General features: G+C 59.2%; 28 protein-coding genes and 1 pseudogene. 15 read left to right on the forward strand and 14 right to left on the reverse strand.

Features of this window, described 5'->3' with window-relative positions; translation table 11 throughout:
* Positions 1–161, reverse strand: a 161-nt coding sequence (tnpB, locus tag ACQRAX_RS22435; RefSeq protein WP_427867757.1) for an IS66 family insertion sequence element accessory protein TnpB, incomplete at its 3' end; no start/stop codon positions are given.
* A 228-nt stretch (positions 162–389) separates the two neighbouring features.
* On the opposite strand from tnpB, the gene ACQRAX_RS22440 reads away from it, so the two are divergent.
* From ACQRAX_RS22440 to ACQRAX_RS22455, 4 genes are all read left to right on the forward strand, one after another.
* Positions 390–1,775 carry an undecaprenyl-phosphate glucose phosphotransferase gene (locus ACQRAX_RS22440; protein WP_412040801.1) on the forward strand — a complete coding sequence of 462 codons (1,386 nt, stop codon included), beginning with the start codon at positions 390–392 and terminating at the stop codon, positions 1,773–1,775.
* Between the two features lie 26 nt (positions 1,776–1,801).
* Positions 1,802–3,064: an O-antigen ligase family protein gene (locus ACQRAX_RS22445; protein WP_412040800.1), complete on the forward strand. Its 1,263-nt coding sequence runs from the start codon at positions 1,802–1,804 to the stop codon at positions 3,062–3,064.
* 297 nt (positions 3,065–3,361) lie between these two features.
* Positions 3,362–3,688 (forward strand): ComEA family DNA-binding protein, encoded by a 327-nt coding sequence (locus ACQRAX_RS22450; RefSeq protein WP_412040799.1) that lies wholly within the window; start codon positions 3,362–3,364, stop codon positions 3,686–3,688.
* 143 nt (positions 3,689–3,831) lie between these two features.
* On the forward strand, positions 3,832–4,626 hold the full coding sequence (locus ACQRAX_RS22455; protein WP_412040798.1) for an SDR family NAD(P)-dependent oxidoreductase: 795 nt from the start codon (positions 3,832–3,834) through the stop codon (positions 4,624–4,626).
* Between the two features lie 30 nt (positions 4,627–4,656).
* On the opposite strand, the gene ACQRAX_RS22460 is transcribed toward ACQRAX_RS22455, so the two are convergent.
* Positions 4,657–4,824, reverse strand: a complete 168-nt coding sequence (locus ACQRAX_RS22460) for a DUF2897 family protein (RefSeq protein ID WP_010224101.1) — start codon at positions 4,822–4,824, stop codon at positions 4,657–4,659.
* A gap of 179 nt (positions 4,825–5,003) precedes the next feature.
* On the opposite strand from ACQRAX_RS22460, the gene pyrF reads away from it, so the two are divergent.
* Positions 5,004–5,705 (forward strand): orotidine-5'-phosphate decarboxylase, encoded by a 702-nt coding sequence (gene pyrF, locus ACQRAX_RS22465; protein WP_038608358.1) that lies wholly within the window; start codon positions 5,004–5,006, stop codon positions 5,703–5,705.
* 5 nt (positions 5,706–5,710) lie between these two features.
* On the opposite strand, the gene ACQRAX_RS22470 is transcribed toward pyrF, so the two are convergent.
* The gene (locus ACQRAX_RS22470) at positions 5,711–6,715 is read right to left on the reverse strand and encodes an NADP-dependent oxidoreductase (RefSeq protein WP_412040797.1); all 1,005 of its coding nucleotides are present in this window, start codon (positions 6,713–6,715) and stop codon (positions 5,711–5,713) included.
* 231 nt (positions 6,716–6,946) lie between these two features.
* Between ACQRAX_RS22470 and ACQRAX_RS22475 the strand changes: the two genes are divergently transcribed.
* Positions 6,947–7,708, forward strand: coding sequence for an SDR family oxidoreductase (locus tag ACQRAX_RS22475; protein WP_412040796.1), 762 nt, complete (start codon positions 6,947–6,949; stop codon positions 7,706–7,708).
* On the opposite strand, the gene ACQRAX_RS22480 is transcribed toward ACQRAX_RS22475, so the two are convergent.
* Positions 7,669–8,829, reverse strand: coding sequence for an MFS transporter (locus ACQRAX_RS22480; RefSeq protein WP_412040795.1), 1,161 nt, complete (start codon positions 8,827–8,829; stop codon positions 7,669–7,671). The two genes, ACQRAX_RS22475 and ACQRAX_RS22480, sit on opposite strands and share 40 nt — an antisense overlap.
* Positions 8,830–8,943: 114 nt before the next feature.
* Between ACQRAX_RS22480 and ACQRAX_RS22485 the strand changes: the two genes are divergently transcribed.
* Together ACQRAX_RS22485 and ACQRAX_RS22490 are read left to right on the forward strand one after the other, a co-directional pair.
* A complete protein-coding gene (locus tag ACQRAX_RS22485; RefSeq protein WP_412040794.1) occupies positions 8,944–10,341 on the forward strand; it encodes a PLP-dependent aminotransferase family protein in 1,398 nt (465 codons plus the stop codon).
* A gap of 213 nt (positions 10,342–10,554) precedes the next feature.
* A pseudogene (locus ACQRAX_RS22490) lies at positions 10,555–10,734 on the forward strand (methyl-accepting chemotaxis protein); the annotation flags it as partial.
* On the opposite strand, the gene ACQRAX_RS22495 reads toward ACQRAX_RS22490, so the two are convergent.
* Entirely contained in the window at positions 10,712–11,905 is a 1,194-nt protein-coding gene (locus ACQRAX_RS22495) for a benzoate/H(+) symporter BenE family transporter (RefSeq protein WP_412040793.1), read from the reverse strand. The pseudogene ACQRAX_RS22490 and the gene ACQRAX_RS22495 overlap by 23 nt on opposite strands.
* Before the next feature lie 145 nt (positions 11,906–12,050).
* On the opposite strand from ACQRAX_RS22495, the gene ACQRAX_RS22500 reads away from it, so the two are divergent.
* Positions 12,051–12,653: a glutathione S-transferase family protein gene (locus tag ACQRAX_RS22500; RefSeq protein WP_412040806.1), complete on the forward strand. Its 603-nt coding sequence runs from the start codon at positions 12,051–12,053 to the stop codon at positions 12,651–12,653.
* Positions 12,654–12,657: 4 nt separating this feature from the next.
* On the opposite strand, the gene ACQRAX_RS22505 is transcribed toward ACQRAX_RS22500, so the two are convergent.
* From ACQRAX_RS22505 to ACQRAX_RS22525, 5 genes are all read right to left on the reverse strand, one after another.
* Positions 12,658–13,026 (reverse strand): glutathione S-transferase N-terminal domain-containing protein, encoded by a 369-nt coding sequence (locus ACQRAX_RS22505; protein WP_412040792.1) that lies wholly within the window; start codon positions 13,024–13,026, stop codon positions 12,658–12,660.
* A 59-nt stretch (positions 13,027–13,085) separates the two neighbouring features.
* Complete coding sequence (folE, locus tag ACQRAX_RS22510) at positions 13,086–13,631, reverse strand: GTP cyclohydrolase I FolE (protein WP_028943701.1); 546 nt, start codon at positions 13,629–13,631, stop codon at positions 13,086–13,088.
* A 70-nt stretch (positions 13,632–13,701) separates the two neighbouring features.
* The gene (locus tag ACQRAX_RS22515; protein ID WP_412040791.1) at positions 13,702–14,259 is read right to left on the reverse strand and encodes a Smr/MutS family protein; all 558 of its coding nucleotides are present in this window, start codon (positions 14,257–14,259) and stop codon (positions 13,702–13,704) included.
* 52 nt (positions 14,260–14,311) lie between these two features.
* Entirely contained in the window at positions 14,312–14,632 is a 321-nt protein-coding gene (locus tag ACQRAX_RS22520) for a hypothetical protein (RefSeq protein WP_412040790.1), read from the reverse strand.
* 75 nt (positions 14,633–14,707) lie between these two features.
* On the reverse strand, positions 14,708–15,298 hold the full coding sequence (locus tag ACQRAX_RS22525) for a cysteine hydrolase family protein (RefSeq protein WP_412040789.1): 591 nt from the start codon (positions 15,296–15,298) through the stop codon (positions 14,708–14,710).
* Between the two features lie 189 nt (positions 15,299–15,487).
* On the opposite strand from ACQRAX_RS22525, the gene prmB reads away from it, so the two are divergent.
* Positions 15,488–16,396 (forward strand): 50S ribosomal protein L3 N(5)-glutamine methyltransferase, encoded by a 909-nt coding sequence (gene prmB / locus ACQRAX_RS22530; protein WP_412040788.1) that lies wholly within the window; start codon positions 15,488–15,490, stop codon positions 16,394–16,396.
* Between the two features lie 49 nt (positions 16,397–16,445).
* Here the strand turns inward: prmB and ACQRAX_RS22535 are convergent, their stop codons facing one another.
* Together ACQRAX_RS22535 and ACQRAX_RS22540 are read right to left on the reverse strand one after the other, a co-directional pair.
* Positions 16,446–17,237, reverse strand: a complete 792-nt coding sequence (locus tag ACQRAX_RS22535; protein ID WP_412040787.1) for a hypothetical protein — start codon at positions 17,235–17,237, stop codon at positions 16,446–16,448.
* Positions 17,238–17,343: 106 nt separating this feature from the next.
* On the reverse strand, positions 17,344–18,306 hold the full coding sequence (locus ACQRAX_RS22540; RefSeq protein ID WP_412040786.1) for an alpha/beta hydrolase: 963 nt from the start codon (positions 18,304–18,306) through the stop codon (positions 17,344–17,346).
* Between the two features lie 133 nt (positions 18,307–18,439).
* Between ACQRAX_RS22540 and aroC the strand changes: the two genes are divergently transcribed.
* The 3 genes from aroC to ACQRAX_RS22555 are packed head-to-tail and all read left to right on the forward strand — an operon-like array spanning position 18,440 to position 21,246.
* Positions 18,440–19,531 carry a chorismate synthase gene (aroC, locus tag ACQRAX_RS22545; RefSeq protein WP_412040785.1) on the forward strand — a complete coding sequence of 364 codons (1,092 nt, stop codon included), beginning with the start codon at positions 18,440–18,442 and terminating at the stop codon, positions 19,529–19,531.
* Positions 19,532–19,569: 38 nt separating this feature from the next.
* Positions 19,570–20,715, forward strand: coding sequence for an MFS transporter (locus ACQRAX_RS22550; protein ID WP_412040784.1), 1,146 nt, complete (start codon positions 19,570–19,572; stop codon positions 20,713–20,715).
* Between the two features lie 12 nt (positions 20,716–20,727).
* Positions 20,728–21,246: a 1,2-dihydroxy-3-keto-5-methylthiopentene dioxygenase gene (locus ACQRAX_RS22555; RefSeq protein ID WP_412040783.1), complete on the forward strand. Its 519-nt coding sequence runs from the start codon at positions 20,728–20,730 to the stop codon at positions 21,244–21,246.
* A 74-nt stretch (positions 21,247–21,320) separates the two neighbouring features.
* On the opposite strand, the gene ACQRAX_RS22560 is transcribed toward ACQRAX_RS22555, so the two are convergent.
* A complete protein-coding gene (locus tag ACQRAX_RS22560) occupies positions 21,321–21,593 on the reverse strand; it encodes a DUF3509 domain-containing protein (protein ID WP_412040782.1) in 273 nt (90 codons plus the stop codon).
* 272 nt (positions 21,594–21,865) lie between these two features.
* Between ACQRAX_RS22560 and ACQRAX_RS22565 the strand changes: the two genes are divergently transcribed.
* Positions 21,866–22,390: an ankyrin repeat domain-containing protein gene (locus ACQRAX_RS22565; RefSeq protein WP_412040781.1), complete on the forward strand. Its 525-nt coding sequence runs from the start codon at positions 21,866–21,868 to the stop codon at positions 22,388–22,390.
* Between the two features lie 60 nt (positions 22,391–22,450).
* Positions 22,451–22,981: a hypothetical protein gene (locus tag ACQRAX_RS22570; RefSeq protein ID WP_412040780.1), complete on the forward strand. Its 531-nt coding sequence runs from the start codon at positions 22,451–22,453 to the stop codon at positions 22,979–22,981.
* On the opposite strand, the gene ACQRAX_RS22575 is transcribed toward ACQRAX_RS22570, so the two are convergent.
* Positions 22,978–23,919, reverse strand: a complete 942-nt coding sequence (locus ACQRAX_RS22575; RefSeq protein WP_412040779.1) for a ZIP family metal transporter — start codon at positions 23,917–23,919, stop codon at positions 22,978–22,980. The genes ACQRAX_RS22570 and ACQRAX_RS22575 overlap by 4 nt on opposite strands.
* Positions 23,920–23,992 lie beyond the last annotated feature (73 nt).

Here is a 23,992-nt window from a genome sequence, read left to right on the forward strand (position 1 = left end):
ATGCGGTTACGGGCTTTATTTAGGAAGACGAAAAGGACAGGGTCGAACACGGCGACTTTGATATCCAGCTCGACCAGCGCAGCCAGGCCATCGATGGACTTTCGAAAATCCACAGGCTTGGGGTAGAGATAGACTTTTTCCACTTGACTGTCGGGGCGCATCGAATTTAATTCTGGCGCGTGAAAGCATTGCTGAAAGGCCCTGATCTCAGGGTTTAGGTTTCAGTTGGTGCGGTCTGAAGAATCGAATGAGCTAGTCGATTTCCGACTGTGCACCGACCTCGTGGCAGTGCCCATGCCTGATTTCCGAGCTTTCGCTAGGATATTTATGGGAAAGGGCTTTAATATTCTCGACTTTGGTCGAATCCCGTCGGAGTTTTTGTAAAGGATATGCAAGCTATTCCTCGTTATCAGCCAACCTTTGCCGAGCGCTACCCAGTGCCCTTTTTTGTAGCGCTGCTGGATTTCTTGATAGTGATATCCGCGGGTCTCTTGGCGCATTACTACCGCTTCGGCACCCTTGAGATGACAGGACGCTACAACACCGCGACGATGCTGACTGCGATAGTGGTTGTGCTGTGTCTGGGAATGGGGGGGGTATACGGCTCGCAACGCGGCCATGCGTTTCTACGGCAATTCTCCGTACTGCTAGCCGGTTGGTTTGCTGCAGCTGGCATAATCCTTTCACTGACATTTTTCCTTAAGGTCTCAGAAAATTACTCCCGAATTTGGTTCAGCACCATGCTGGTAACCGGGGGCGGTCTGAGCCTGGTGTTGCGTCTTTCGGCATTTCTGATGCTGAGGAGGCTACGCGCTTCAGGTATGAACTTGAAGACTGTGCTGCTTGTGGATTCAGGAGGAAGCTCAGCGAGTCAGTTGAGTAACGGCCGAACCCTTGAGGAATATGGCTTCAAGGTGGTTAATAATCTAGCTTTCAGCGCGCAGCCGGATTGGACTCAGAGCTTGGTGGAAAAGGTCAATGAACTTGGGGTTCATGAAGTCTGGCTGTGCTTGCCGCTGAGCGAGGGCGGTGTGATCAGCTCGATTATGTATGCGCTTCGTCACCACACGGTAGCGGTACGATTTATTCCAGAGTGGGGTGACATTCGCCTGCTCAACCACAAGGTCAGTCATATTGCAGGTGTCTACTCGCTAGACTTGAGCTGCAGCCCGATGGATGGGCCGCCACGGGTATTGAAACGGTTGGAAGATTTGGTGCTAGGCGGCTTGATTTCGCTGTTGATCCTGCCTGTATGTCTGGTCATTGCTTTGGCTATCCGCTTGACATCTCACGGGCCCATCCTGTTCAAGCAATATCGAACCGGCATCAACGGTAAGCGCTTTAAGGTTTACAAGTTTCGATCCATGGTTGTACATCGCGAAAGTACTGGCGATGTGACTCAGGCTACTCGCAACGATGTGCGAATTACCCGAGTGGGGGCCTTTTTGCGTCGAACCAGCCTTGATGAGCTACCGCAGTTTTTCAATGTCATGCAGGGACGGATGTCCATAGTCGGACCCCGCCCTCATGCCTTATCGCACAACGAGTACTACAAGGATCTGGTCGAGTCCTACATGCAGCGCCACAAGGTCAAGCCAGGTATCACTGGATGGGCCCAGGTCAGTGGTTATCGTGGCGAGACAGACACGCTGGAGAAAATGCAGAAACGCGTAGAGTATGACCTCTGGTACATCGACAACTGGTCGCTTTGGTTGGACCTGAAAATTATCTTTTTGACTGTGTTCAAGGGTTTTATCAATAAAAATGCGTACTGATGCGCGCGTAGGCATAGCAGGAAGATATGAAGGCTAGAGAATTTCAAGGAAACGCCCACCCTGTGCCGGGGGGCTGGTGGTCTGTTGTGATGCTTTGGGCCTTGGCCATTGGCTTTTTTGTCCAGATAAGCGGCAAGGTCTGGTTGGTATCAGGTAGTGGTCGTAACGCTCAAATTTACCTTTGGCTATTGTTGCCCGCGCTGATTTTCTCGGTTTACAAGGTCGTTACACGTAAAGGTCCGAAACCCGACCTCTACTATCTGCCATGGGCTTTGTTTCTCGGCTGGGTTGCACTGAGCACGCTGTGGGCAACTGACTCGGATGCGAACGCTTCCTCCTTGGCTAAAAGAGGCCTATTTATAGGTCTTTATTTGGTAGCAATCCACCTGCTGTTTAATCGGCAAGAGGTGTTTTTTCGGCGAGCCTTATTGCTTGGTTTGGTGGCAGTGACCGTGGGGGCGCTGGCCAGCTTGATTTACCAATATGGTTTTTTGCAGCGGCCGTTAGCCTATCGCGCTTTTCGTATTGACCGTTCGGGAATTGGCGATATAGCCAATTATGGTTGGCCTGTCGCTGCTGGAATCTTTCATGGTGCCGTGGCGACTTGGGTGCTGGGGATTGCTCTGGATAAGCGCATAGGCCATCGTCTGGCGGTTTTCTGGCTTTTGTGTTTTGCGGTGTTGAGTTTGTATGTACTATTGACCTATACCCGCGGCGCCTGGATTGCGCTAATGACTAGCTGCGCGGTTGCGGTGATTATGCATAACAACCGTCGAGGTTGGCTCTTGATGGCTTCCGGATTACTGGCGCTGTTACTTGCAGTGTTCCTGTGGTGGGATAAATTGGTGTTCGAAGCAACCCACCGTCAGCTCTCTGGGCGTGGTCCGATATGGGACTACTTTTTTTCGACCATGCCGGGTAACTGGTGGTTCGGACATGGCTTGGGAACACCATTTCATTACGTCTGGCCCAATGTCAAAGCTGTTTCTCCCCATGCGCATAGCCTTTACCTTCAGCAAATCTATGACAGTGGTTTGATCTCTTTGTCATTACTCACAACAGGATTGTTGGGGCTGCTCTACAAAGTATGGATTCTTCGTAACGAGCCATGGGTACGCCTAGCCTTTCCTTCATTGATTTTCGCGTTGGTTGCAATGCTGACCGACGTAGAGCGTATTTTCACTCGGCCGGGTGACTACTGGACGGTATTCTGGTTGCCGGTAGCGGTACTGCTTGCTTTACCTCCGCGTACTAAGAAACCCGGTTTGACGGCCTGCTCTTCAGACTAAAATCAAACACAGAGTATTGATTTTTCCTACATACGAACTCTGGTTTCTTGATTCGGAAATGGACCAACGTTGTCGAATGAAGAGTAGAATTCATTTTGCGTTAATACGGGCTAACAATTTTATTCAAGATTGTTAGTCGCGCTAGCGTAAGGGACGTGTAAGGAGGTACGCGGAGTTAGTGTTTGATTTAGTAAAAATTCCCCCTTTATTGCGTGTTTGACTCTAGCAAGAGACGGTCTACGTTTCAAAGGCAGCCAAGGAAAAGCTGCCTTCGCAACCACCTAGGAGTCTCAACCCATGCGCAACACCGTCCTGTCCTACCTGCTCCTCCCCCTGTTCGCCAGCGCCTCCTTCTCATTAAGTGCAGCCCCCGCCGCTGACCCTGTTGCAGCCCCGGTCCCAGTCGTCGCGGCGCAACACCCCGTCGCCCGCCTTGACCTCAACACCGCCGACGCCCCAACCTTGCAATCCACCCTGACCGGCATCGGTAAAACCAAGGCTGAAGCCATCGTCGCTTACCGCGAGGAGCACGGCGCGTTCGCCACGGTAGATGAACTGCTGGAAATCAAGGGCATCGGCAAGGCGCTACTCGACCGTAACCGCGACAAGCTCACCATTAACTAGCGCTTTCATAACGGCCGGTCACTGACCGGCCTTCTTGTTTTGGGAATGCCTTTGGTCGCTCGGATTTGTATAAATATTATATTGGTAATATTTTCTGTTGAACCGGCTCATTCTTCCTCAGGCAGCCCCCGGAGAGCACCGCTATGACAACATTCTCGGAAACCCCCACCGCGCTCGTCACCGGCGCTTCTTCCGGCATCGGTGCGGTCTATGCCGAGCGGCTGGCAGCTCGTGGCCACGATGTGTTGCTGGTCGCGCGTGACCGGCAGCGGCTCGAAGTGCTGGCGGCGGATCTGCAAGCCCGCCATGGGGTCAATGTCGAGGTATTGGCGGCGGATCTCTCGCAGTCGACAGACCTCGCTCGCATCGAGCAGCGTTTACGCACTGATCAGAGTATCGGTGTGTTGGTCAATAATGCCGGCGTCGCCATGCACGGCACATTGGCCGAGGCGGTACCAACGCAAATCGATGCCTTGGTGGCGCTCAATATTGTCGCCGTTACACGCCTGGCTTCAGCTGCGGCCGCCCAGTTCGGCAAAGCAGGGCGCGGCACCATTATCAACCTGGCGTCGGTGGTGGCCTTGGCACCGGAGATGTTCAATGCTGTTTACAGTGCCAGCAAAGCATACGTGTTGAGTCTCACCCAAACACTGCACGGCGAGCTGAGGGACAAAGGCGTACAAGTGCAAGCGGTGCTGCCTGGCGTAACCCGCACCGAAATCTGGGAACGCTCAGGGCTGGATGTCGCGCATATCGACCCACAGATGGTCATGGAAGTAGGGGAGATGGTCGATGCGGCGCTCAGTGGCTTGGACAGCCAGGAGTTGGTGACTATTCCTTCGTTACCCGATGCTGCAGATTGGCAGGCGTTGATTAAAGCGCGCGATGCACTGGGGCCGAATTTGTCGCGCAGCTCAGCTGCAGCACGCTACAAGTGATGCTTCAGATGGAGCGAGGCACGCGCGGGCTCAGCGGTCTTGCGCATCCTTGGCATCCATCTCCGCATTGCGTTCATGCACGCGCTTGAGCTGTTCCTCGGTCAGGGGCAGCTTTTTCGCGGTATCACGCAGCAGCATCAGGCCACCAACGATGGAGCCTATTGCGAGCACCAGTATCAACCAGGCATACCAAGGCATGTAGTTCTCCTATGAGCGACGAATAATGTCGCTCCTGTAAATTGGAACCGTTCCATCATTCATTGGTTCAATTATAGGGGCGCCACCAGCGGCGGGCCAATTGGCGATCATTGGCCCCCAACAATCCGTTACATCGTTTACAATGCGCGCCGTTCAAGACTTGCCAAGAGACCCGACTCATGTCCGCCTGCCAGACGCCCATCATCGTCGCCCTGGATTTCCCTACCCGTGACGCCGCCCTGAAGCTGGCGGATCAGCTCGATCCGTCCCTGTGCCGGGTCAAAGTCGGCAAGGAGCTGTTCACCAGCAGCGCATCGGGGATTGTCGAAACCCTGGTTGAGAAGGGCTTCGAGGTGTTCCTCGATCTGAAATTCCACGATATTCCCAACACTACGGCCATGGCGGTTAAAGCCGCTGCAGAAATGGGTGTGTGGATGGTCAACGTGCATTGCTCCGGCGGTCTGCGGATGATGTCGGCTTGCCGTGAGGTGCTGGCCAAGCGCAGTGGCCCGCAGCCGTTGTTGATCGGTGTAACGGTGCTGACCAGCATGGAGCGTGAGGACCTGGCCGGTATCGGTCTGGATATCGAGCCGCAAGAGCAGGTGCTGCGTCTGGCGGCACTGGCCGAGAAGGCCGGGATGGACGGTCTGGTGTGTTCGGCGCTGGAAGCGCCGGCACTGAAGGCGGCGCATCCGTCACTGCAATTGGTGACACCAGGCATTCGCCCGGCAGGCAGTGCGCAGGACGACCAGCGTCGTATCCTGACCCCGCGCCAGGCCCTGGACGCCGGTTCCGATTACCTGGTGATCGGTCGCCCGATCAGCCAAGCCGCCGATCCGGCGCAGGCCTTGGCGGCGGTGGTCGCAGAAATCCGCGCCTGAAGGCGTTAGACCTTCAACACCAGCTTGCCGAAATTTTCCCCGCTGAACAGCTTCAATAGCGTCTCGGGGAAAGTTTCCAGGCCTTCGACTACATCTTCCTTGCTTTTCACGTTGCCGCTTGCCAACCAGCCGGCAATCTCTTGTGCTGCTTTGCCGTAATTGGCGGCATGGTCCATGACCACAAAACCTTCCATCCGCGCACGGTTGACCAGCAATGACAGGTAGTTGGCTGGGCCTTTGACCGCCTGTTTGTTGTTGTACTGGCTGATGGCGCCGCAGATCACGACGCGCGCTTTGAAGTTCAAGCGGCTGAGTACGGCATCAAGGATGTCGCCACCGACGTTGTCGAAGTACACGTCGACGCCTTTTGGGCATTCGCGCTTAAGACCTTCCAGTACCTCTTCAGCCTTGTAGTCGATGACGCCGTCAAAGCCCAGTTCTTCCTTCAGGTACTGGCATTTCTCGGCACCGCCGGCAATACCGACGACCCGGCAGCCTTTGAGCTTGGCAATCTGCCCGGCAATGCTGCCCACCGCCCCGGCGGCACCGGAGATCACCACGGTTTCCCCTGCTTTCGGCGCACCGACGTCGAGCAGGGCGAAGTAGGCGGTCATGCCGGTCATGCCCAGAGCCGACAGGTAGCGTGGCAGCGGTGCCAGTTTCGGATCGATCTTGTAGAAGCCCTGCGGCTCACCAACAAAGTAGTCCTGCACGCCGAGGGCGCCATTAATGTGGTCGCCGACGGCAAAGCCGGGGTGTTTCGAGGCGATCACTTCGCCCACGCCCAACGCGCGCATCACTTGGCCAAGCCCCACTGGCGGGATATAGGACTTGCCTTCGTTCATCCAGCCGCGCATGGCTGGGTCCAGCGACAGATACAGGTTTTTTACCAGAACCTGGCCGTCGCCGGGCTCGCTCACCGGCACTTGTTCGAAGGTGAAGTCGTCACGGCTGACTGCCCCGATCGGGCGTTTGCTGAGCAGGAAGCGGCGGTTGGTCTGAACAGTCATGACAGGGGCTCTCGTGTGTAGGGCAAAGAGTGTTGATAGACCCTCCCAGGCATTCCGGCAAGGTTTACCGGATTGGCGAATGCAATGAGATCCACAAGGGTGATTCAGCGCAGCTTGCATAATCACCTGCAGCGATAACCCTTCAACCGGCCCCCTGATGATGCTGCCCATCGCGGTGATTGCCTGCCTAGACTCCAGGCCACTGACCTCACTTTGTTGCAGGAGCTAGCGATGAGCATGAGTTTTTCTGGCCAGGTTGCCCTGGTCACTGGCGGCGCCGCGGGTATTGGCCGGGCGACCGCACTGGCCTTTGCTGCTGAAGGTTTAAAGGTGGTGGTGGCTGATCTTGACGCAGCAGGCGGTGAAACCACGGTCGAGCTGATCCGCGCGGCAGGCGGTGAGGCACTGTTTGTCGCCTGTAACGTAACCCGTGAAGCTGATGTGCAGCAGATGCTGGCTCGCACCGTCGAGGCCTATGGGCGTCTGGACTATGCCTTCAATAATGCCGGCATCGAAATCGAGCAGGGCCGTCTGGCCGAGGGCAGCGAAGCCGAGTTCGATGCGATCATCGGTGTCAACGTCAAGGGTGTGTGGCTGTGCATGAAACACCAATTGCCGTTGCTGCTGGCCCAGGGCGGCGGCGCGATCGTCAACACCGCATCGGTGGCCGGGCTGGGCGCGGCACCGAAGATGAGTATCTACAGCGCCTCCAAGCATGCGGTGATTGGCCTGACCAAGTCAGCGGCGATTGAGTACGCCAAAAAGAAAATCCGTGTCAATGCCGTGTGCCCGGCGGTAATCGACACCGACATGTTCCGCCGCGCTTATGAGGCCGATCCGCGTAAAGCCGAGTTTGCCGCAGCGATGCATCCGGTTGGACGTATCGGCAAAGTCGAGGAAATCGCCAGCGCCGTACTCTACCTGTGTAGTGATGGCGCCGCGTTCACCACCGGTCAAGCCTTGGCGGTGGACGGTGGCGCAACGGCAATCTGAAGCAGGCGTGCGCCAACACTGAGGCTGCCGATCAGCACACTGGCGCCAAATACCAGCAAGGCAGCCCTGGAGCCCAGGTGGTCGACGAGCAGCCCAGTGAAAATCACTGGCAGGCTGAAGCCCAGATACGCGAGGAGAAAGAAGCCTGCGCTCGCGCGGGCTTTTTCTGCGCGCGCCAGTATGTTCACGGCCGACAAGCCTCCCAGATAAACAAAGCCATAGCAGGCGCTGCTCGCTGCCACGGCGCCGAGCAGCACCGCTACAAGCTGGCCGCTGTCAGCGCCCCAGGCCAGCAGGGCATAGCTGCAAGGCAGGATCAGCAAGCCGAGCAGGGTCGCTTTGGCTGGCGCCAGGCGTTGGGCCAACGGTTGGAATAACAAGCCACAGCTGATAACACAGAAGGTTGAGAACCCCGACCAACTGGCCAAGCCATGCTGTTTGAGGATCGACGGTAGCAAGGCGATCACCAGGCCGACGCAGGCCCAGGCCAGCAGTATTGCCAAACCATAGACCAGGCTGCCAGCGGGGTAAAAGGGCAGGCGCAGCCACGCACCTTGCCTGTCGCCGCGTTGATCTGGCAGGCGCCAGACCGCCAACAAGGCCAGGCAGGCGAGCAGCAGGTGCAGGTAGAAACTGTCCGGTGCCAACGTTGGCCCGCGTAACAGAAACAGGCTGGTCAGGGCGGCGCCGAGGCCAAAACCCAGCGATGTGCTGGCGGTAACCCATGTCGCGGCGCGCTGGCTGTCATCGCCGGGCATCAGCTCGCTCATGTAAGCGGTACCTGTCGCCGAAGCGAGGGCGGTACCAAGTCCGAGCAGCAAGCGGGCAAGCCCCAGTGTCTCCAGGGCTGGTGCCAGCAGCATTAACACAGTGGCGAGCATCGACAAGCCCAGGGCAAGCATAATCAGCGGCCGCCGCCCGACCCGGTCCGCCAGGCCGCCGAGTAGCAACAGCACGGGGATCACCCCGACAACATAAGCCGAAAAAGCCACCGCCGTGGCCGCCGCGCCTCGTCCAGAAAGCTCGGCATAGGCGCCATACAGCGGCGCCTGCAGGTTGACCGCGAACGTGATCAGGCACAGCGCAAAGGCCAGCAGGGCAGGGGAACGCGGGTTGGGCATGGCACAGCTCCTTGTCGATGCCGCGACTATCCGGCGATCACCCAAGGCTCACAAGGCACACTCGGTGGGGATTTGTGATTAACTGTTTGGACAAAATCTACGAACACTTAGCCCATGAACCTGACACTCGACCGCCAATCCACCACACCGTTGGTACAGCAGCTCGCCGATCAGTTGCAGGCCTGGATTGAGCAGCAGCGCCTGCGCCCTGGCAGCCGCTTGCCGTCAATTCGGCAACTGGCGCGCGAGCAGGGTGTCAGCCAATCCTGTGTCATCGAGGCCTATGACCGGCTGGTGGCTAAAGGGGTGTTGGAAGCGCGCCATGGCGCCGGTTTTTTTGTCGCCGAGCAGCGGCTCAGCGAACCGCTGCGCGACCTGCCAGTGCCTGATGAAACGCTCAGCAACCGCTGGCAACAGTTCAGCGACGACCGAGCCGAGCTACTCAATCTGTGTTGCGGCTGGCTGCCTTGCAGTTGGCGCGCCAGCGAGGCGATTGCCCAGGCGGTGCGTCAGGTCAGTCGTGGGCCGCTAGTAGATTTACTCGATTATTGTCCGCCCATGGGCTTGGCCAGTTTGCGTAGTCAGTTGCACAAAGGCCTGGGGCAGATTGGTATTCAGGTCAGCCCGCAGCAGATTCTGACCACCCAAGGGGCCAGTCATGGCCTCGACCTGCTGGTGCGCACCTTGCTCCAGCCGGGCGACAAGGTGCTGGTGGAAAGCCCTGGGTACTACAACCTGTACAACCTGCTGCACGAGCATCAGGTCGAGATGCTGCTGATGCCGCGCACCGCTAATGGGCCGGACCTGCAGGTGATGGAAACACTGCTCAAGCGCCATCGTCCGCGCTGTCTGTACATCAACAGCCTGTATCACAACCCCACCGGCAGCAGCCTGACACCGAAAGTGGCGTATCGCTTGTTGGAACTTGCCCGTGAGCATGACGTGCAGATCATCGAAGACGATATCTACGCCGACTTCCAGGACGGTGCGGTGACCCGCCTGGCCACCCTCGACGCCGAGCAGCGGGTGATTTACCTCGCCAGTTTTTCCAAGACCCTGAGCAGTTCGTTGCGCTGTGGCTACCTGGTGGCAGCACCGGCGCTGATCGCTAGCCTGGCTGAGCTGAAGATGGTCTCGGGGCTGGGCACTTCGCGCTTCACCGAGCAGGTGGTGGCACAGATGCTCGCCAGTGGCAGCTACCGCAAAAGCGTCGCACGTCTGCGTCCGCGCCTGGCGCAGCATATGGCCAAGGCGCTGGGGCAGTTGGAGGCCTGTGGCTGGCAAGTGTTCACCGAGCCTTACGGCGGGATGTTTGTCTGGGCGCGTTGCCCAGGTTGGGATTTCGCCGCGCTCAACCGTCAAGCGCTGGCCTGTTCGGTGTTGTTGGCACCGGGCAGTGCTTTTGATCCGCACGGTGCTGCCAGCGATTGGTTGCGCATTAATGTTGCCTACCTCCAGGACCAGCGCGCACAGGCGTTTTTGCAGGGCACCAGGCGACCTCCGTCGTCCTGAAAGCGACGTCTCGGTAGCCATTTGCCATTAATGCGATGCCTGCATCTTGTGCCACCACCAGCGCCATTGCCACTCTGCACCCTTGAGTCTTTGCCGGGGCAGTGGGGGAGGTGTGATGAGTTCGCTCAAGCGTGGTGTATTCGACAACCTGAATATGGCGCGCAAGCTGGGGCCAGGCCATTGCGCCGAGTGATCGCGCGTGCCGAGCAGATTGCCGCAGGCGACCTCAGCGCTGAGATCACGAACCAACAGATTGCCGCTGCGGCCGAAGAGCAGAGCTCGGTGGCCGAGGAAATCAACCGCAGCGTTACCCGGATCCGCAGCAGCGCTGATCAATCGGCGCTGGCCACTCAAGCTGTAACCGCTGGATTTATACCGCCTTGCGCCAATTGAGGATCATCAGCGTCAACACCCCAGCGACAATCCCCCAGAATGCCGAGCCAATCGAGTACAAAGTGAAGCCCGAAGCGGTCACCATAAATGTGATCAACGCCGCTTCGCGCTCCTTGGCTTCGTTCATGGCCACCGTCAGGCCGTTCATGATCGAGCCGAACAGCGCCAGCGCCGCAATCGACAGCACCAGCTCTTTAGGCAGGGCGGCGAACAACGCCGCCAAGGTAGCGCCGAATATCCCGGCAATACCGTAGAACACCCCACACCAGACGGCAGCAGTGTAGCGTTTGTTCGGGTCTTCATGGGCATGCGGCCCGGTGCAGATGGCCGCGCTGATGGCCGCCAGGTTGATGCCGTGCGAACCGAACGGCGCCAGTACCAGCGAGGCCAGGCCCGTCACCGAGATCAGCGGCGAAGCGGGGACCTGGTAACCGTCGGCGCGCAATACGGCAACGCCAGGCATGTTCTGCGAAGTCATCGCCACCACGAACAATGGAATGCCGATGCTGATGGTTGCTGCCAGGGAAAAGCTCGGCGTTGTCCATACCGGCGTTGCCACTTCCAGGCTGAAGCCGCTGAAATCCAGCAGGCCCATGGCGCCAGACAAGGCGGTGCCCACTAGCAAGGCGGCAAGCACTGCATAACGCGGCGACAAGCGCTTGATGATCAGATAGCTGAAGAACATCCCCAACACCAGCGTTGTGCGGTGTTGGGCGGCGATGAAGATTTCGCTGCCGATCTTGAACAAGATACCGGCCAGCAACGCCGCCGCCAGTGACGCAGGGATGCGCTTGACCAGGCGTTCGAAGCTGCCGGTCAAGCCGCAAATCAGCACCAGTACGGCACAGGTGATGTAGGCGCCAATCGCCTCGCCGTAGCTGACGCCACCAAGGCTGGTGATCAACAGTGCGGCACCCGGGGTCGACCAGGCGATGGTCACCGGTGTGCGATAGCGCAGCGAGAGGCCGATGCTGCACACCGCCATGCCGATTGACAGAGCCCAGATCCACGATGAAATCTGCGCGCTGGTCAGGCCGGCAGCCTGGCCTGCCTGGAACATCAGCACCAGCGAGCTGGTGTAGCCGGTCAGCATGGCGATAAAACCGGCGACCACGGCCGAGGGGGAGGAGTCAGCCAACGGGCGCAATTGCGCAGACGTGGTATCGGGCATGGGGCAATCCTTGGGCTAGGTGTAAGCAGATTTTGCAGGCTAACGCGCAAGCAGCTGATGCTTGTCATACAGCAGGCATTGCATTTAGCCGTACAGTCGCCAACTATGGGCGGCGAGCAGGATGAGCTATCGAACGGGGGGAGTGATGTACAAGGTTTACGGTGATTACCAATCTGGCAACTGCTACAAGATCAAGCTGATGTTGCACCTGCTTGATCTGCCGTATGAGTGGCACTCGGTGGATATCCTCAAGGGCGAAACAGAAACCCCGGCGTTTCTGGAAATGAACCCCAACGGCAAAGTGCCGGTGTTGGTGCTGGAAGATGGCACCTACCTGTGGGAATCCAACGCGATCCTCAACTTTCTTGCCGATGGCACCGAGTACCTGCCCACCGAGCCGCGCTTGCGTACCCAGGTGCTGCAATGGCAGTTCTTCGAGCAGTACAGCCATGAGCCGTATATCGCCGTGGCACGCTTCATCCAGTTTTACCTCGGGCTGCCGCAAGAGCGCCTGGAGGAATACAAAACCCTGCACAAAGGCGGTTACAAAGCCCTGCGGGTGATGGAAAAGCAGCTACAGCTAACGCCGTACTTGGTTGGTGACAGTTATTCGATTGCCGATGTTGCGCTGTACGCCTATACCCATGTCGCCCACCAGGGTGGGTTTGATCTTGACGCCTATCCGGGCATCCAGGTCTGGCTGGAGCGGGTGGCCAGCCATCCCCGTCATGTGACCATGCTCGGTTAGGCGATCAGGCGGCAAAGCGCTTGTTGAGATACTCGATGATCACCTTGGAGTCATACATCCAGGTGGTCTGGCCGTCTTCTTCAATACGCAGGCACGGCACTTTGATCTTGCCACCTTCATTGAGCAGGGTCTGCCGATCCTGTTCGTTGTTTTTCGCATCGTGCAACGCCACCGGGACGTTCAGGCGGTGCAGGGTACGGCGGGTTTTCACGCAGAACGGGCAGGCATGAAATTGATACAGGCGTAGGCCCTTGGCCTGTTGTTCGACCAGGGCTTGAGCTGCTGCGTCGCGCTTGAGCTTGGCCGGGCGGCTGATCCAGTCGCCGAATACGATCACTTGGCCGAGGCCGACACGCAGTGCTTTGACAATCATGACAACTCCTCAGAATGAAAAAAGCCGACCCCTGAGGATCGGCTTGCAGACGCACCCGATTACTTGATCAGGCTGAGAAACTCGCTGCGGGTCGCGGCATTTTCGCGGAACTCGCCGAGCATCACCGAAGTGATCATGGTCGAGTTCTGTTTTTCCACACCGCGCATCATCATGCACATGTGCTTGGCTTCGATGACCACCGCCACGCCCAGGGCGCCGGTGACCTTTTGGATTGCCTCGGCCACCTGGCGGCTGAGGTTTTCCTGGATCTGCAGGCGACGTGCGTACATGTCGACGATCCGTGCAACCTTGGACAAGCCCAAGACCTTGCCATCGGGAATGTAGGCGACATGGGCCTTGCCGATGAATGGCAGCATATGGTGTTCGCACAGCGAGTACAGCTCGATGTCCTTGACCAGGACCATTTCACTGTTGTCGGAGCTGAACAGGGCGCCGTTGGTCACTTCTTCCAGGGTTTGTTCATAACCGCGGCAAAGGTACTGCATGGCCTTCGCAGCCCGCTTGGGCGTGTCGAGCAGGCCCTCGCGGGAGACGTCCTCGCCGAGTTGGCCGAGGATAGCGGTGTAGTTCTGTTCCAGGGACATGGATCTACCTGTGGGGAATTATCGCAAACGCGAAGGGTACGGCGGCGGCGGCGGCGCTGCAAGTACGGCGTTACTCGTCACGGCCTTCGAGCATGGTTCGTTTGAGCATTACATACACCGCTCCGGTCCCGCCATGACGCGCCTGGCACGAGGTAAACCCCAGCACCTGGGGGTGTTGGCGCAGCCAGGTGTTGACGTGACTCTTGATCATCGGCTTCTTGCCATCCAGGCGAACGGCCTTGCCATGGGTGACGCGCACGCAGCGGACTTCGAAACGGGTAGCTTCGGCGAGAAACGCCCACAGGGTTTCTCGGGCTTTTTCCACGTTCATGCCGTGCAGGTCGAGGCTGCCTTCAAAACCGATCTGGCCCAGCTTGAGCTTGCGCATCTGGCTTTCCTGGACGCCGTCACGGCTCCAGTGCAGGTCGTCTTCGGGGCCGACATCGATCACAAACTGGTCCGACAAGCCATCAACCACGCTCTGGTCGCTACGCACGGTAGCGGCTTGACGCAGGCCGGCCAATTGTTTGCGGTCGGCCTTGGGTTTGCCAACTTCGGCGCGATCATGCGTGATCGGCTTGACGCCGCGCATCTCGCTTTTGAACAGGGAAAAATCGTCGTCTTGCATGTAAGCCTCCGCCTGGACGGCGCAGTTTACGCGACTCCTGCTCAGGTTGCAGTCAATCGTGTTTTTTCATCAAGTGCGGTGACAGGTTCAGCTCGCGGCTGCGGCGCAGGCGTAAACGGCTGCGCCGCCAGAACCAGATACCCAGGTACAGCAGCACCAGGCCGCCGGCCAGGATCACCGCCGCGCCGCCGCGGTTGGCGTTGAGCTCGGCCAGCGCTTCGAGGTTGCCGAGCAGGCTGGCAGCACCGGCCATGGCCAGCAACACCCCGACGGTCGCCAGCAGCGCCGAGAAAGCTGCGGCCAGGCGTGCGCCCCAGTTGCGTGGCTGACGCTGGCGCAAGCGCTTGGCATCAAAACCGTCCTTCAACTTCATGCCGATTCCTCTATGGATATCCGCTGTTGGACTGATGCGCCGCCCGCTGGTTCCACCAGCCCGTCGGACGGCCTATCAGATCAGGCTGCTGGTCGGTGCCACGCAGGCAAAGTTGTCAGCCATGATCGCCATCTCACTCTGCTGGATCTGCGCGGCTGGGATCACCCCGTCTTTGAACGGCAGGTCACGGGTGGCGCAGGCATCCTCGATCAGGGTGCAACGATAACCATAGTCCTTGGCCCGGCGCACGGTGGTGCTGACGCTGGAATGGCTCATGAAACCGCAGACGATCAGGTCCAGGTGTCCGTATTTTTGCAGGGTTTCATGCAGGGTGGTGTTCTTGAAGGCGTTGGGCATGCGCTTTTCGATGATCACTTCATCGCCCTGTGGCTCAAGGCCAGGGATGAACTCACCGCGCGGTCCCTGAGGATCGAACATGCCACCAACGGTGCCCAGATGGCGCACGTGGATGATCGGGCGACCGGCCTTGCGGGCAGCCTCGAGCATTTTAGCGATGTTCTTCACAGCTTCGTCCATGCCCGACAGGCCCAGAGGACCACTGAGGTACTCTTTTTGCGCGTCGATAATGACCAGGCTGGCATTGTTCAGCTTCGCCGGTGGATAACCACGGCCGCTGAGGTGGAACATCGTCATTGGAACAGACATCAAGGGCTCCTTTGGGTGGGGCTTTTCACCTATTGTCCCCTGCCTGAGCACTTATGTGAATCGCTTCGCGTACAAGCAGCGTCGTTAGTGGCCTGCAGCCATGTCGGTGAAATGCTTACAGGCCATTTCCAGCGACCTTTTCTGTGGTTGGGCTGTTAGAATTGCAGGTCGTCTTTCAAGGAGTCTGTTGTGATCACTTCTCGCTTGCGCACCCTGCGCGATCATATCCGTTGGGCCGTCAGCCGTTTCCATGAGCATGGCCTGTTTTTCGGACACGGCGCCGACAACGCCTGGGATGAAGCCCGGTTGCTGGTGTTGGGCTCGGTCCACCTGCCTTGGGAGGTTGCCGACAGCTATCTGGATTGCCAGCTGGAAGACGATGAGCTGGTGCACCTGCAGCGTCTGCTCAAACGCCGCATCGAAGACCGCGTACCCACCGCCTACCTATTGGGGGAGGCGTGGTTCTGTGGCCTGGCCTTTATCGTCGACGAGCGCGTGCTGATTCCGCGTTCGCCGATTGGCGAGCTGATCGAAAAGCGTTTCGAGCCGTGGCTGGCCGCTGAGCCTGCGCGCATTCTCGACCTGTGTACCGGTTCCGGTTGCATCGGCATCGTCAGCGCCGAAGTGTTCCCAGACGCCGAAGTGGTGCTGGCTGACCTGTCCTTCGAAGCGCTGGAAGTGGCCAACCAGAATATCGAGCGCCATGGCCTGGAAGAGCGTGTCTATACCGTCCAGGGCGATGGCTTCGACGGTTTGCCGGGGCAGCGTTTTGACCTGATCCTGTCCAACCCGCCGTATGTCGATGCCGAGGATTTCGCCGACATGCCGGATGAATACCATCACGAGCCGGAACTGGGCCTGGCCTGTGGCAACGATGGCCTGGACCTGGTGCGACGCATGTTGGCCGAGGCGGCAGAGCACTTGACCGAGAAAGGCTTGTTGATTGTCGAGGTTGGCAACAGCCAGGTGCACGTCGAGGCGCTGTATCCACAGGTGGACTTTGCCTGGCTCGAATTCGAGCGTGGTGGGCACGGGGTGTTCATGTTGACGGCAGAGCAATGCCGCCAGCATCAGGCGCTGTTCGCTTCGAAGGTGTAAGGCGTCAGGTCTGCAGTGGATTCATCGCCGGCCTTGCCGGCGATGGGTTTCAGCGGTGCGTGGCAATCCAGATCAGCAAACCGGCCTGGAACACCGCAAAGGCCACCAGGCAGGTAATGGTAAAGCGCAGGCCGCTGTCTTCGCGGCGGTATTTGCTGACTCGCTCATCGCGTTCGCGCAGTTGCGCTTCCTTTTCCTGCAGGTTCTGTTCGGCCTGCTGGAGCATTTGCGCAGCGTCGAGAATCTCCACGCGCTGCACTTTGTCAGTGTTCCAACCGCCCTTGAGCTCACCGACCTGCACGTCGATGTAACGCCCCTTTAAGTGCTGGGCATCGGCGTATTCCACTTCCAGGCCATGGCTGCGCAACAGGTGGTCACGGCGCAGGCGGGTGTCTTCGTTGAGCGCGTCCTTGTTGGCCAGGGCAGCACCTTCGACCCGGTAGTGCGACCACTTGCGCTGGGCCCAGCTCACCGCTTGGGCTAGCAAGAAGCGCCCAAGGCCACGGCTTAACGGTTCGAGCTGCAGGCCGCTGTCGGGGCCGATGCGCACGCGTTTTTCCTGGTGATCAACCCAGATATCCAGGTGGTTCTGTTCCTTGCGCACTTTTTGCCCAGGCAGCTGGATAGCCATGCGCAACAGGCTGGTGTCTTTGTTGTGGCGCTCGGCAAAGCCGTACTGGACGAAGCGCAGCGGTCGTGCGCCGCTGTTGCGGTCAGTCGGCAGCGGCGCCAGGCGCAGCATCTGGAAATGTTCCGGTGCAACCTCGGCCCACGGCAGTGGGGCGGGTTCCGGCGCGGCCTCTGGGGCTTCGGGGGCTTCCTGGGGGGCGGCTTCAGTCATCACGGCAATCCTCTTGTGCACAGCAAGCTGGACACAATCACGATGCCAGCACCGGCTTATCGGCAGAATCGACCGGGACTGGAGACTGAATTTCGCTGAAATTCGCTCAAGCCGCGGGCAGCCTGTGGATAAAGTCGACGACCTGGGTACCCAATTCGCTGGCTTGCGGCAATTTCGGGTTGAGGTAGCTGTCACGCTGCTCGCTGGCGGCTTGCGGAGCAATCCTGAGCATGTGGTTCATGCCTTGGATCAAGGCCAGTTCGGCATCGGGTTTGGCCGCTTTAAGTCGTTGAGCGTTGCTGACATCCACTTGTATATCGTGGGTGCCCTGGATAATCAGTGCCGGCACCTCCACTTTGGCGAACGCTGCCGCCGGGTCCTGGCGCAACAGTGAAATCAGGTAAGGCTGGACTGATGGGCGAAACACGTCCTGTAACGGTCCAGGAATACCGGCGGCCATGCGCCCGGCTTTGAGGTTGTCCAGTATGTGCAGGACACGTTGGTTGTAGCGCGGTGGGATTTGTCCGGCAAGTTGCGCACGAAACACCTCATCAATCGGTCGACCACTGCCCGCCACGCTGATCACGGCGCTGGCACCGCTCGCCGGTGCAGCCAGGCTGGCAATCAGTGCGCCTTCACTGTGGCCCAGCAGGATCAATTGGCCAAAACGCGGGTCAGCCTTGAGTTTGTGACTCCAGGCCACGGCATCGGCGACATAGCGTTCGACCGTCAGGTCGCGTTCGTCCGGAGTCGCCGCGCGGCTGGCGGCCACGCCGCGCTTGTCGAAACGTACGCTGGCGATGCGGTTTTTCGCCAGCACCAAGGCCAGTTGCCGCAGGTTGTCGGTGTGGGCGCCGTCTGGGCTGTTGCCATTGCGGTCGGTCGGGCCTGAGCCGGGGATGATCAACACCACTGGCGGCGGCTGTTCGGTGCGCGGCAACAGCAAGCTGCCGTAGAGCACACCGCTGCCGGTATCGAGGCTGATTGGGCGTTGCAACACAGTGGGGGCAGCGGCCTGGACCAGGCCACTGAACAGCAGGGCGATTACCGCGAGGACGCGCAACATCATCAGGCCACTATCGAGGAGATGGCTGTTGGACCGGGGGTTGCGCAGAAGGTTCGCTGTCAGGGATGAACTGAATGGTTAGCCTGCGTATACTGGCGGCCTTGTTCAAATCAGGCTGATTCGCGGAGCGTCCTGCATGTCCGGCAATACCTACGGCAAGCTGTTCACTGTCACCACCGCTGGCGAAAGCCATGGTCCGGCGTTGGTCGCCATTGTCGACGGCTGTCCGCCGGGCGTGGAAATTTCCCTGGCCGACCTGCAGCATGACCTGGACCGGCGCAAGCCCGGCACCAGCCGGCACACCACCCAGCGCCAGGAAGCCGATGAAGTCGAGATTCTCTCCGGGGTTTTCGAAGGGCGCACCACCGGCTGTTCGATTGGTCTGCTGATTCGCAACACCGACCAGAAGTCCAAGGACTACTCGGCGATCAAAGACCTGTTCCGTCCGGCCCACGCCGACTACACCTACCACCACAAGTACGGTGAGCGTGACTACCGTGGCGGAGGCCGCAGCTCGGCGCGGGAAACCGCCATGCGCGTGGCTGCTGGCGCCATTGCCAAGAAGTACCTGGCCAGCCAGGGCATTCGTATTCGTGGTTACATGAGCCAGCTTGGGCCCATCGAGATCCCGTTCAAAACCTGGGAGTCGGTGGAGCAGAACGCCTTCTTCAGCCCTGACCCAGACAAGGTGCCAGAACTGGAAGCCTACATGGACCAACTGCGCCGCGACCAGGATTCGGTCGGGGCGAAAATCACGGTAGTGGCTGAAGGGGTCATGCCCGGCCTGGGTGAGCCGATCTTCGACCGTCTGGATGCCGAACTGGCTCATGCCTTGATGAGCATCAACGCGGTCAAGGGCGTCGAGATCGGTGCAGGTTTCGCCAGTGTGGCGCAGCGTGGCACCGAGCACCGTGACGAGATGACGCCACAAGGTTTCCTCAGCAACAACGCGGGCGGTATTCTCGGCGGCATTTCCTCTGGTCAGCCGATTGTTGCCCACCTGGCCTTGAAGCCGACCTCAAGCATCACCACCCCGGGTCGTTCGATCGATGTCGACGGCAACCCGGTGGAGGTGATCACCAAGGGCCGTCACGACCCGTGCGTGGGTATCCGCGCCACGCCAATCGCCGAAGCGATGATGGCGATCGTGTTGATGGATCACCTGCTGCGTCATCGTGGCCAGAATGCCGATGTTCGAGTAACCACGCCGGTGCTGGGTCAGCTGTAATGCCATCACCTGGCATGTGCGCTGCGGCCTGCTGAGCCGTGGCGCCGATTCCCTACTGGCGGTTGTCCAGCTTTTACCTGTTCTACTTCGCCTTGCTCGGTTCTACAGCGCCTTTCCTGGCGCTGTATTTTCATCACTTGGGTTTTTCCAGCGCGCGCATTGGCGAGCTGGTCGCCATCCCTATGCTGATGCGTTGCGTCGCGCCCAATCTGTGGGGCTGGCTCGGTGATCGCAGTGGTCGGCGCCTGTTGATCGTGCGCCTGGGGGCGCTGTCGACGCTGGCGAGTTTCTCGCTGATCTTTTATGCCAAGAGTTATGCTTGGCTAGCGCTGGTGATGGCCTTGCATGCGTTCTTCTGGCACGCGGTGTTGCCACAGTTCGAAGTCATTACCCTGGCGCACCTGCAGGGGCAGACCGCCCGCTACAGCCAGATCCGCTTGTGGGGCTCGATTGGTTTCATCCTCACTGTGGTCGGTCTGGGACGGTTGTTTGACTGGCTGAGCCTGGATGTCTATCCGCTGGCGCTGATGATCATCATGGCGGGTATTGTCCTGGCCAGCTTCTGGGTCCCCAATGCCCAGCCACCCGGGCAGAACGAACGTAGTGGCGGCGGTTTTCTCAAGCAGTTGCGCAGCCCCGGCGTGGCGGCGTTCTATGTTTGTGTGGCGTTGATGCAGCTCAGCCATGGGCCGTACTACACCTTTTTGACCCTGCATCTGGAGCAATTGGGCTACAGCCGCGGGGTTATCGGTTTGCTCTGGGCGTTGGGCGTGGTCGCTGAGGTGTTGATGTTCCTGGCCATGAGCTGGATCCTTGCACGAGTTTCGCTGCGTCGGGTGCTGATGGCCAGTTTCGCCTTGGCGGCCTTGCGCTGGCTGCTGCTTGGCAACTTTGCCGAGCAACTTTGGGTGCTGTTGTTCGCTCAGGTTTTGCACGCGGCCACGTTCGGCAGCTTCCATGCCGCCGCCATCGCCTTTGTGCAACGCAGTTTTGCTGCCCGTCAGCAAGGCCAGGGCCAGGCCTTATACGCGGCCTTGGCCGGCACCGGTGGTGCCTTGGGCGCGCTGTATTCCGGCTACAGCTGGAACCTGCTCGGTGCCACTACCACCTTTAGTATTGCCAGCGTCGCAGCCTTGGCTGCAGCCGTTATCATTGCAACCCGAATGCAAGAAGCCCAGCCATAGGAATTGCCGCTGATGAGCAGCCTGACCGTTTACCACCAGTCCACCCCTGATATTCCCAACAAGGTCCTGACCCATCTTGAGGACATCGCCGCCACCCTCGCTGAGCAGGGTGTGCGCTTTGAACGCTGGCAAGCCGAAGCGCCAATCCAGCCGGGTGCCAATGAGCAGCAGGTGATCAGCGCTTACCAGCAGCGTATCGACGCATTGATGACTGAGCAGGGTTATCGGCAGGTTGATGTGCTGCGTGAAGCGCATACCAGCCTTCGCAACGAACACACCCGTGGGGAAGACCTGGTGCGTTTCTTCGCCGCTGGTCGCGGGCTGTTTACCCTGCACATCGAAGATTATCTCTACGCGGTATTGTGCGAGAAAGGCGACCTGATCGTGGTGCCGGCAGGGGTCAAACACTGGATCGATATGGGTGAGGAGCCGCGTTTCGTCGCGATTCGGTTGTTCAACCAGGCGCAAGCTCAGGTTGAAAACTTCACGGGCGATAAGATCGCCGAGGCTTTTCCCCGGCTGGACGACTGATTTTCTGCGCTCGTGAGGCTAGCAAAGGGTGAGAGCCGGCGTTGCTGGCAAGGCCAGCTCTCACAAGCTCAGCTTCAGCGATAGGTCGGTAGGGCGAACCGTTGCTGACTCTGCAGCATCGAAATCACCGGCAGTTCGCTGGCTTGCTCGGCCAGGTCACGGCGAATCGCACTGATCGCCCAAGACAGCTGTTCGGCACTGTGCAGTTGCGCATAGGAAAGGCAGCGCTTGGTCTGCATACCGTCGGCGGCACGCAAGGTCAGCAGAATACCGCCGTCGGGGCGCGCCTGGGTGGTGACTTCGTAGGCGGAGAATACCGAGGCGAATTTTTCCTGGATGAGGTCCATATCAGCTCCTGACTGTTAGTGGCAGACATGGAGTGATAGGTGCAGCGAGCGTGCCAGCCTTGATTTTGATTAAAATTCTTTTAAATCAATAAGTTACTGCGAGGTTCTGTAATTGGTGCCGTGCAATCTGCATGGTCGTGCAATTTGCACAGTGCATTTTGCAGGGTTGCCGAGCCAATAGATTTCCTCTGTCGGGGCCATGACTTATCCGCAGTTGACCCCGCGTGCGTACTGACAAAGACTTGGGTTTTCTGGCAGCCAGGAGGTTCCCCATGTCCGACCAACGTAGCCCAACGCCTATGAATGATGAAGAAGCTGCAGCATTTGCTGAGGAGGTCTTCGACCGGGCGCGCAATGGCGATGCCGAGATGCTTGGGCGTTTGCTCGAGAAGGGGCTGCCGGTCAATCTGCGCAATGGCAATGGCGATACTTTGCTGATGCTTGCCAGTTACCACGGTCATCTCGAGGCGGTACGGGTGTTGCTTGCCCATGGCGCTGACCCGCAGATGGCTAACGACAAAGGCCAGCTGCCTATCGCCGGGGCGGCGTTCAAGGGTAACCAGCAGATGATCGAACTGTTGGTCGAGCAGGGTGCGCAGGTCGATGGCACTTCGGCTGATGGCCGCACGGCACTGATGCTGGCGGCCATGTTCAACCGTACCGCTATCGTCGAGTACCTGTTGCGTCAGGGGGCCAACCCTGCGCACCGCGATGCTCAAGGCACGACGCCTCTGGCTGCTGCCCAGACCATGGGGGCCGTCGATACCGCCGCGCAATTACAAGCGCTGGCCGGCTAACCCTAAGGGGCCTTTTGCGGCTATCCTTGGCGACTTTTTTCAGTGTCGCAGGGCCCCTTCATGAAATCCCAACTGGTCGAACTCATCGGCAAAATCAGCGCTGGTTGCCTGCGCGAGGAAGACATCGCGCGCATCGCCGACGAAGCCGCCCAGGCCTATGCCGACCCGCAAGCCTTCCTTTCCGCCAATCCGGATATCAACTACGACGACAGCTTCCCAATCCCACTGGGGGAATGGGTCGTCGTTGGCAGCCTGCCAGACACCGTGCTGTTCCAGGCCGATACCTACCAGGACCTGTTTGCCCAGATCGTCGACTCCTTCGACAAGAGCGTGGACTTCAACCTCAAGCCCAAGCAGTTGGCCAAGGTCGAGCCGTTGACCGCGCTTAACCGCATCCAGGTGCAGATGGGCGCGATGAACAAAGACGTTGGTGGCTATGTGCTGATGAACTTCAGCCAGTTGCTCGACGACGAGCTGCAGATGGTCATGGTTGGCGGCAACGATGTGCCGCGCGTGCTGGAGTTGTGTGCCGAGGTGGGGATTGCCGCAGCGCCTGCGCTAGAAGCGCTGCGGGTGGCCGTACACGTTTAACCAAGGGCGGTATCGAGGAACATCATTACCGCAAAGCCGCCCATCAGGCCGAGGGTCGCCGAGGTTTGGTGGCCATTGCGGTGGGTTTCCGGAATCACCTCGTGGGAGACCACGAAGATCATCGCGCCGGCCGCCAGGCCCATGCTCACCGGGTAGGCGATGGCAAAGCCGGTGGAAATCCCTAGGCCAATGACCGCGCCGATCGGTTCCATCAGGCCGGAGCCGATCGCCACCAAGGCCGCTTTTATCGTCGAAAGTCCGGTAGCGCGCAGCGCCAGGGCCACGGCCAGGCCTTCAGGAATGTCTTGAATAGCGATGGCACTGGTCAGTGGTAAACCCACATTAAGGTCGCCGTTGGCAAAGCTGACGCCGATGGCCATCCCTTCAGGCAGGTTGTGCAGGGTGATCGCCAGCACAAACAGCCAGACCCGGTTGATGCGTTCAGCCTGCGGCCCGCAGGGGCCAGTGCTTTCGTGCTCGTGGGGGGTGAAGCGGTCGAGGCCGAGCATTAGCAGCACGCCCAAGCCCATGCCTACCACTACCGTCAGGGCTGCATAGGGGCCATTGCCGGTAATCTCGCGTGCGGCATCCAGCCCCGGCAGAATCAGTGAGAACGAGCTGGCAGCGAGCATCATCCCGGCGGCAAAACCGAGCATCACATCCTGGCTGCGTGCGCTGACTTCGCGCAGCACCACCGCCATGATCGCGCCCAGCGCCGTGGCCGCAAAACCGGCCAAGCCACCGAGCATGGCCATGTGCAGGTTTTCTTGCTGATCACCGTGCACGGCATTCCAGGCGCTGGCCATCAGCAAACCGAGCACCGCCAGTAGGCTCAAGCCCAACCCGGCGCTCAGCCAAGGGGTGTTTTGTGCCTGTTGCAACCAGGCGTTCCAGAGCGACACCGGCGCAGGGCTGCTGGAGCTGTGAGCGGGGGGCATATCAACCTCACTGAATCAAATCAATGCGTCGAGTGTAACCAGTGCGTTGGCGGCGCGGCCAACGAATAGCCTC

It is taken from the genome of Pseudomonas sp. UM16 (assembly GCF_050312595.1).
GTDB lineage: Bacteria > Pseudomonadota > Gammaproteobacteria > Pseudomonadales > Pseudomonadaceae > Aquipseudomonas.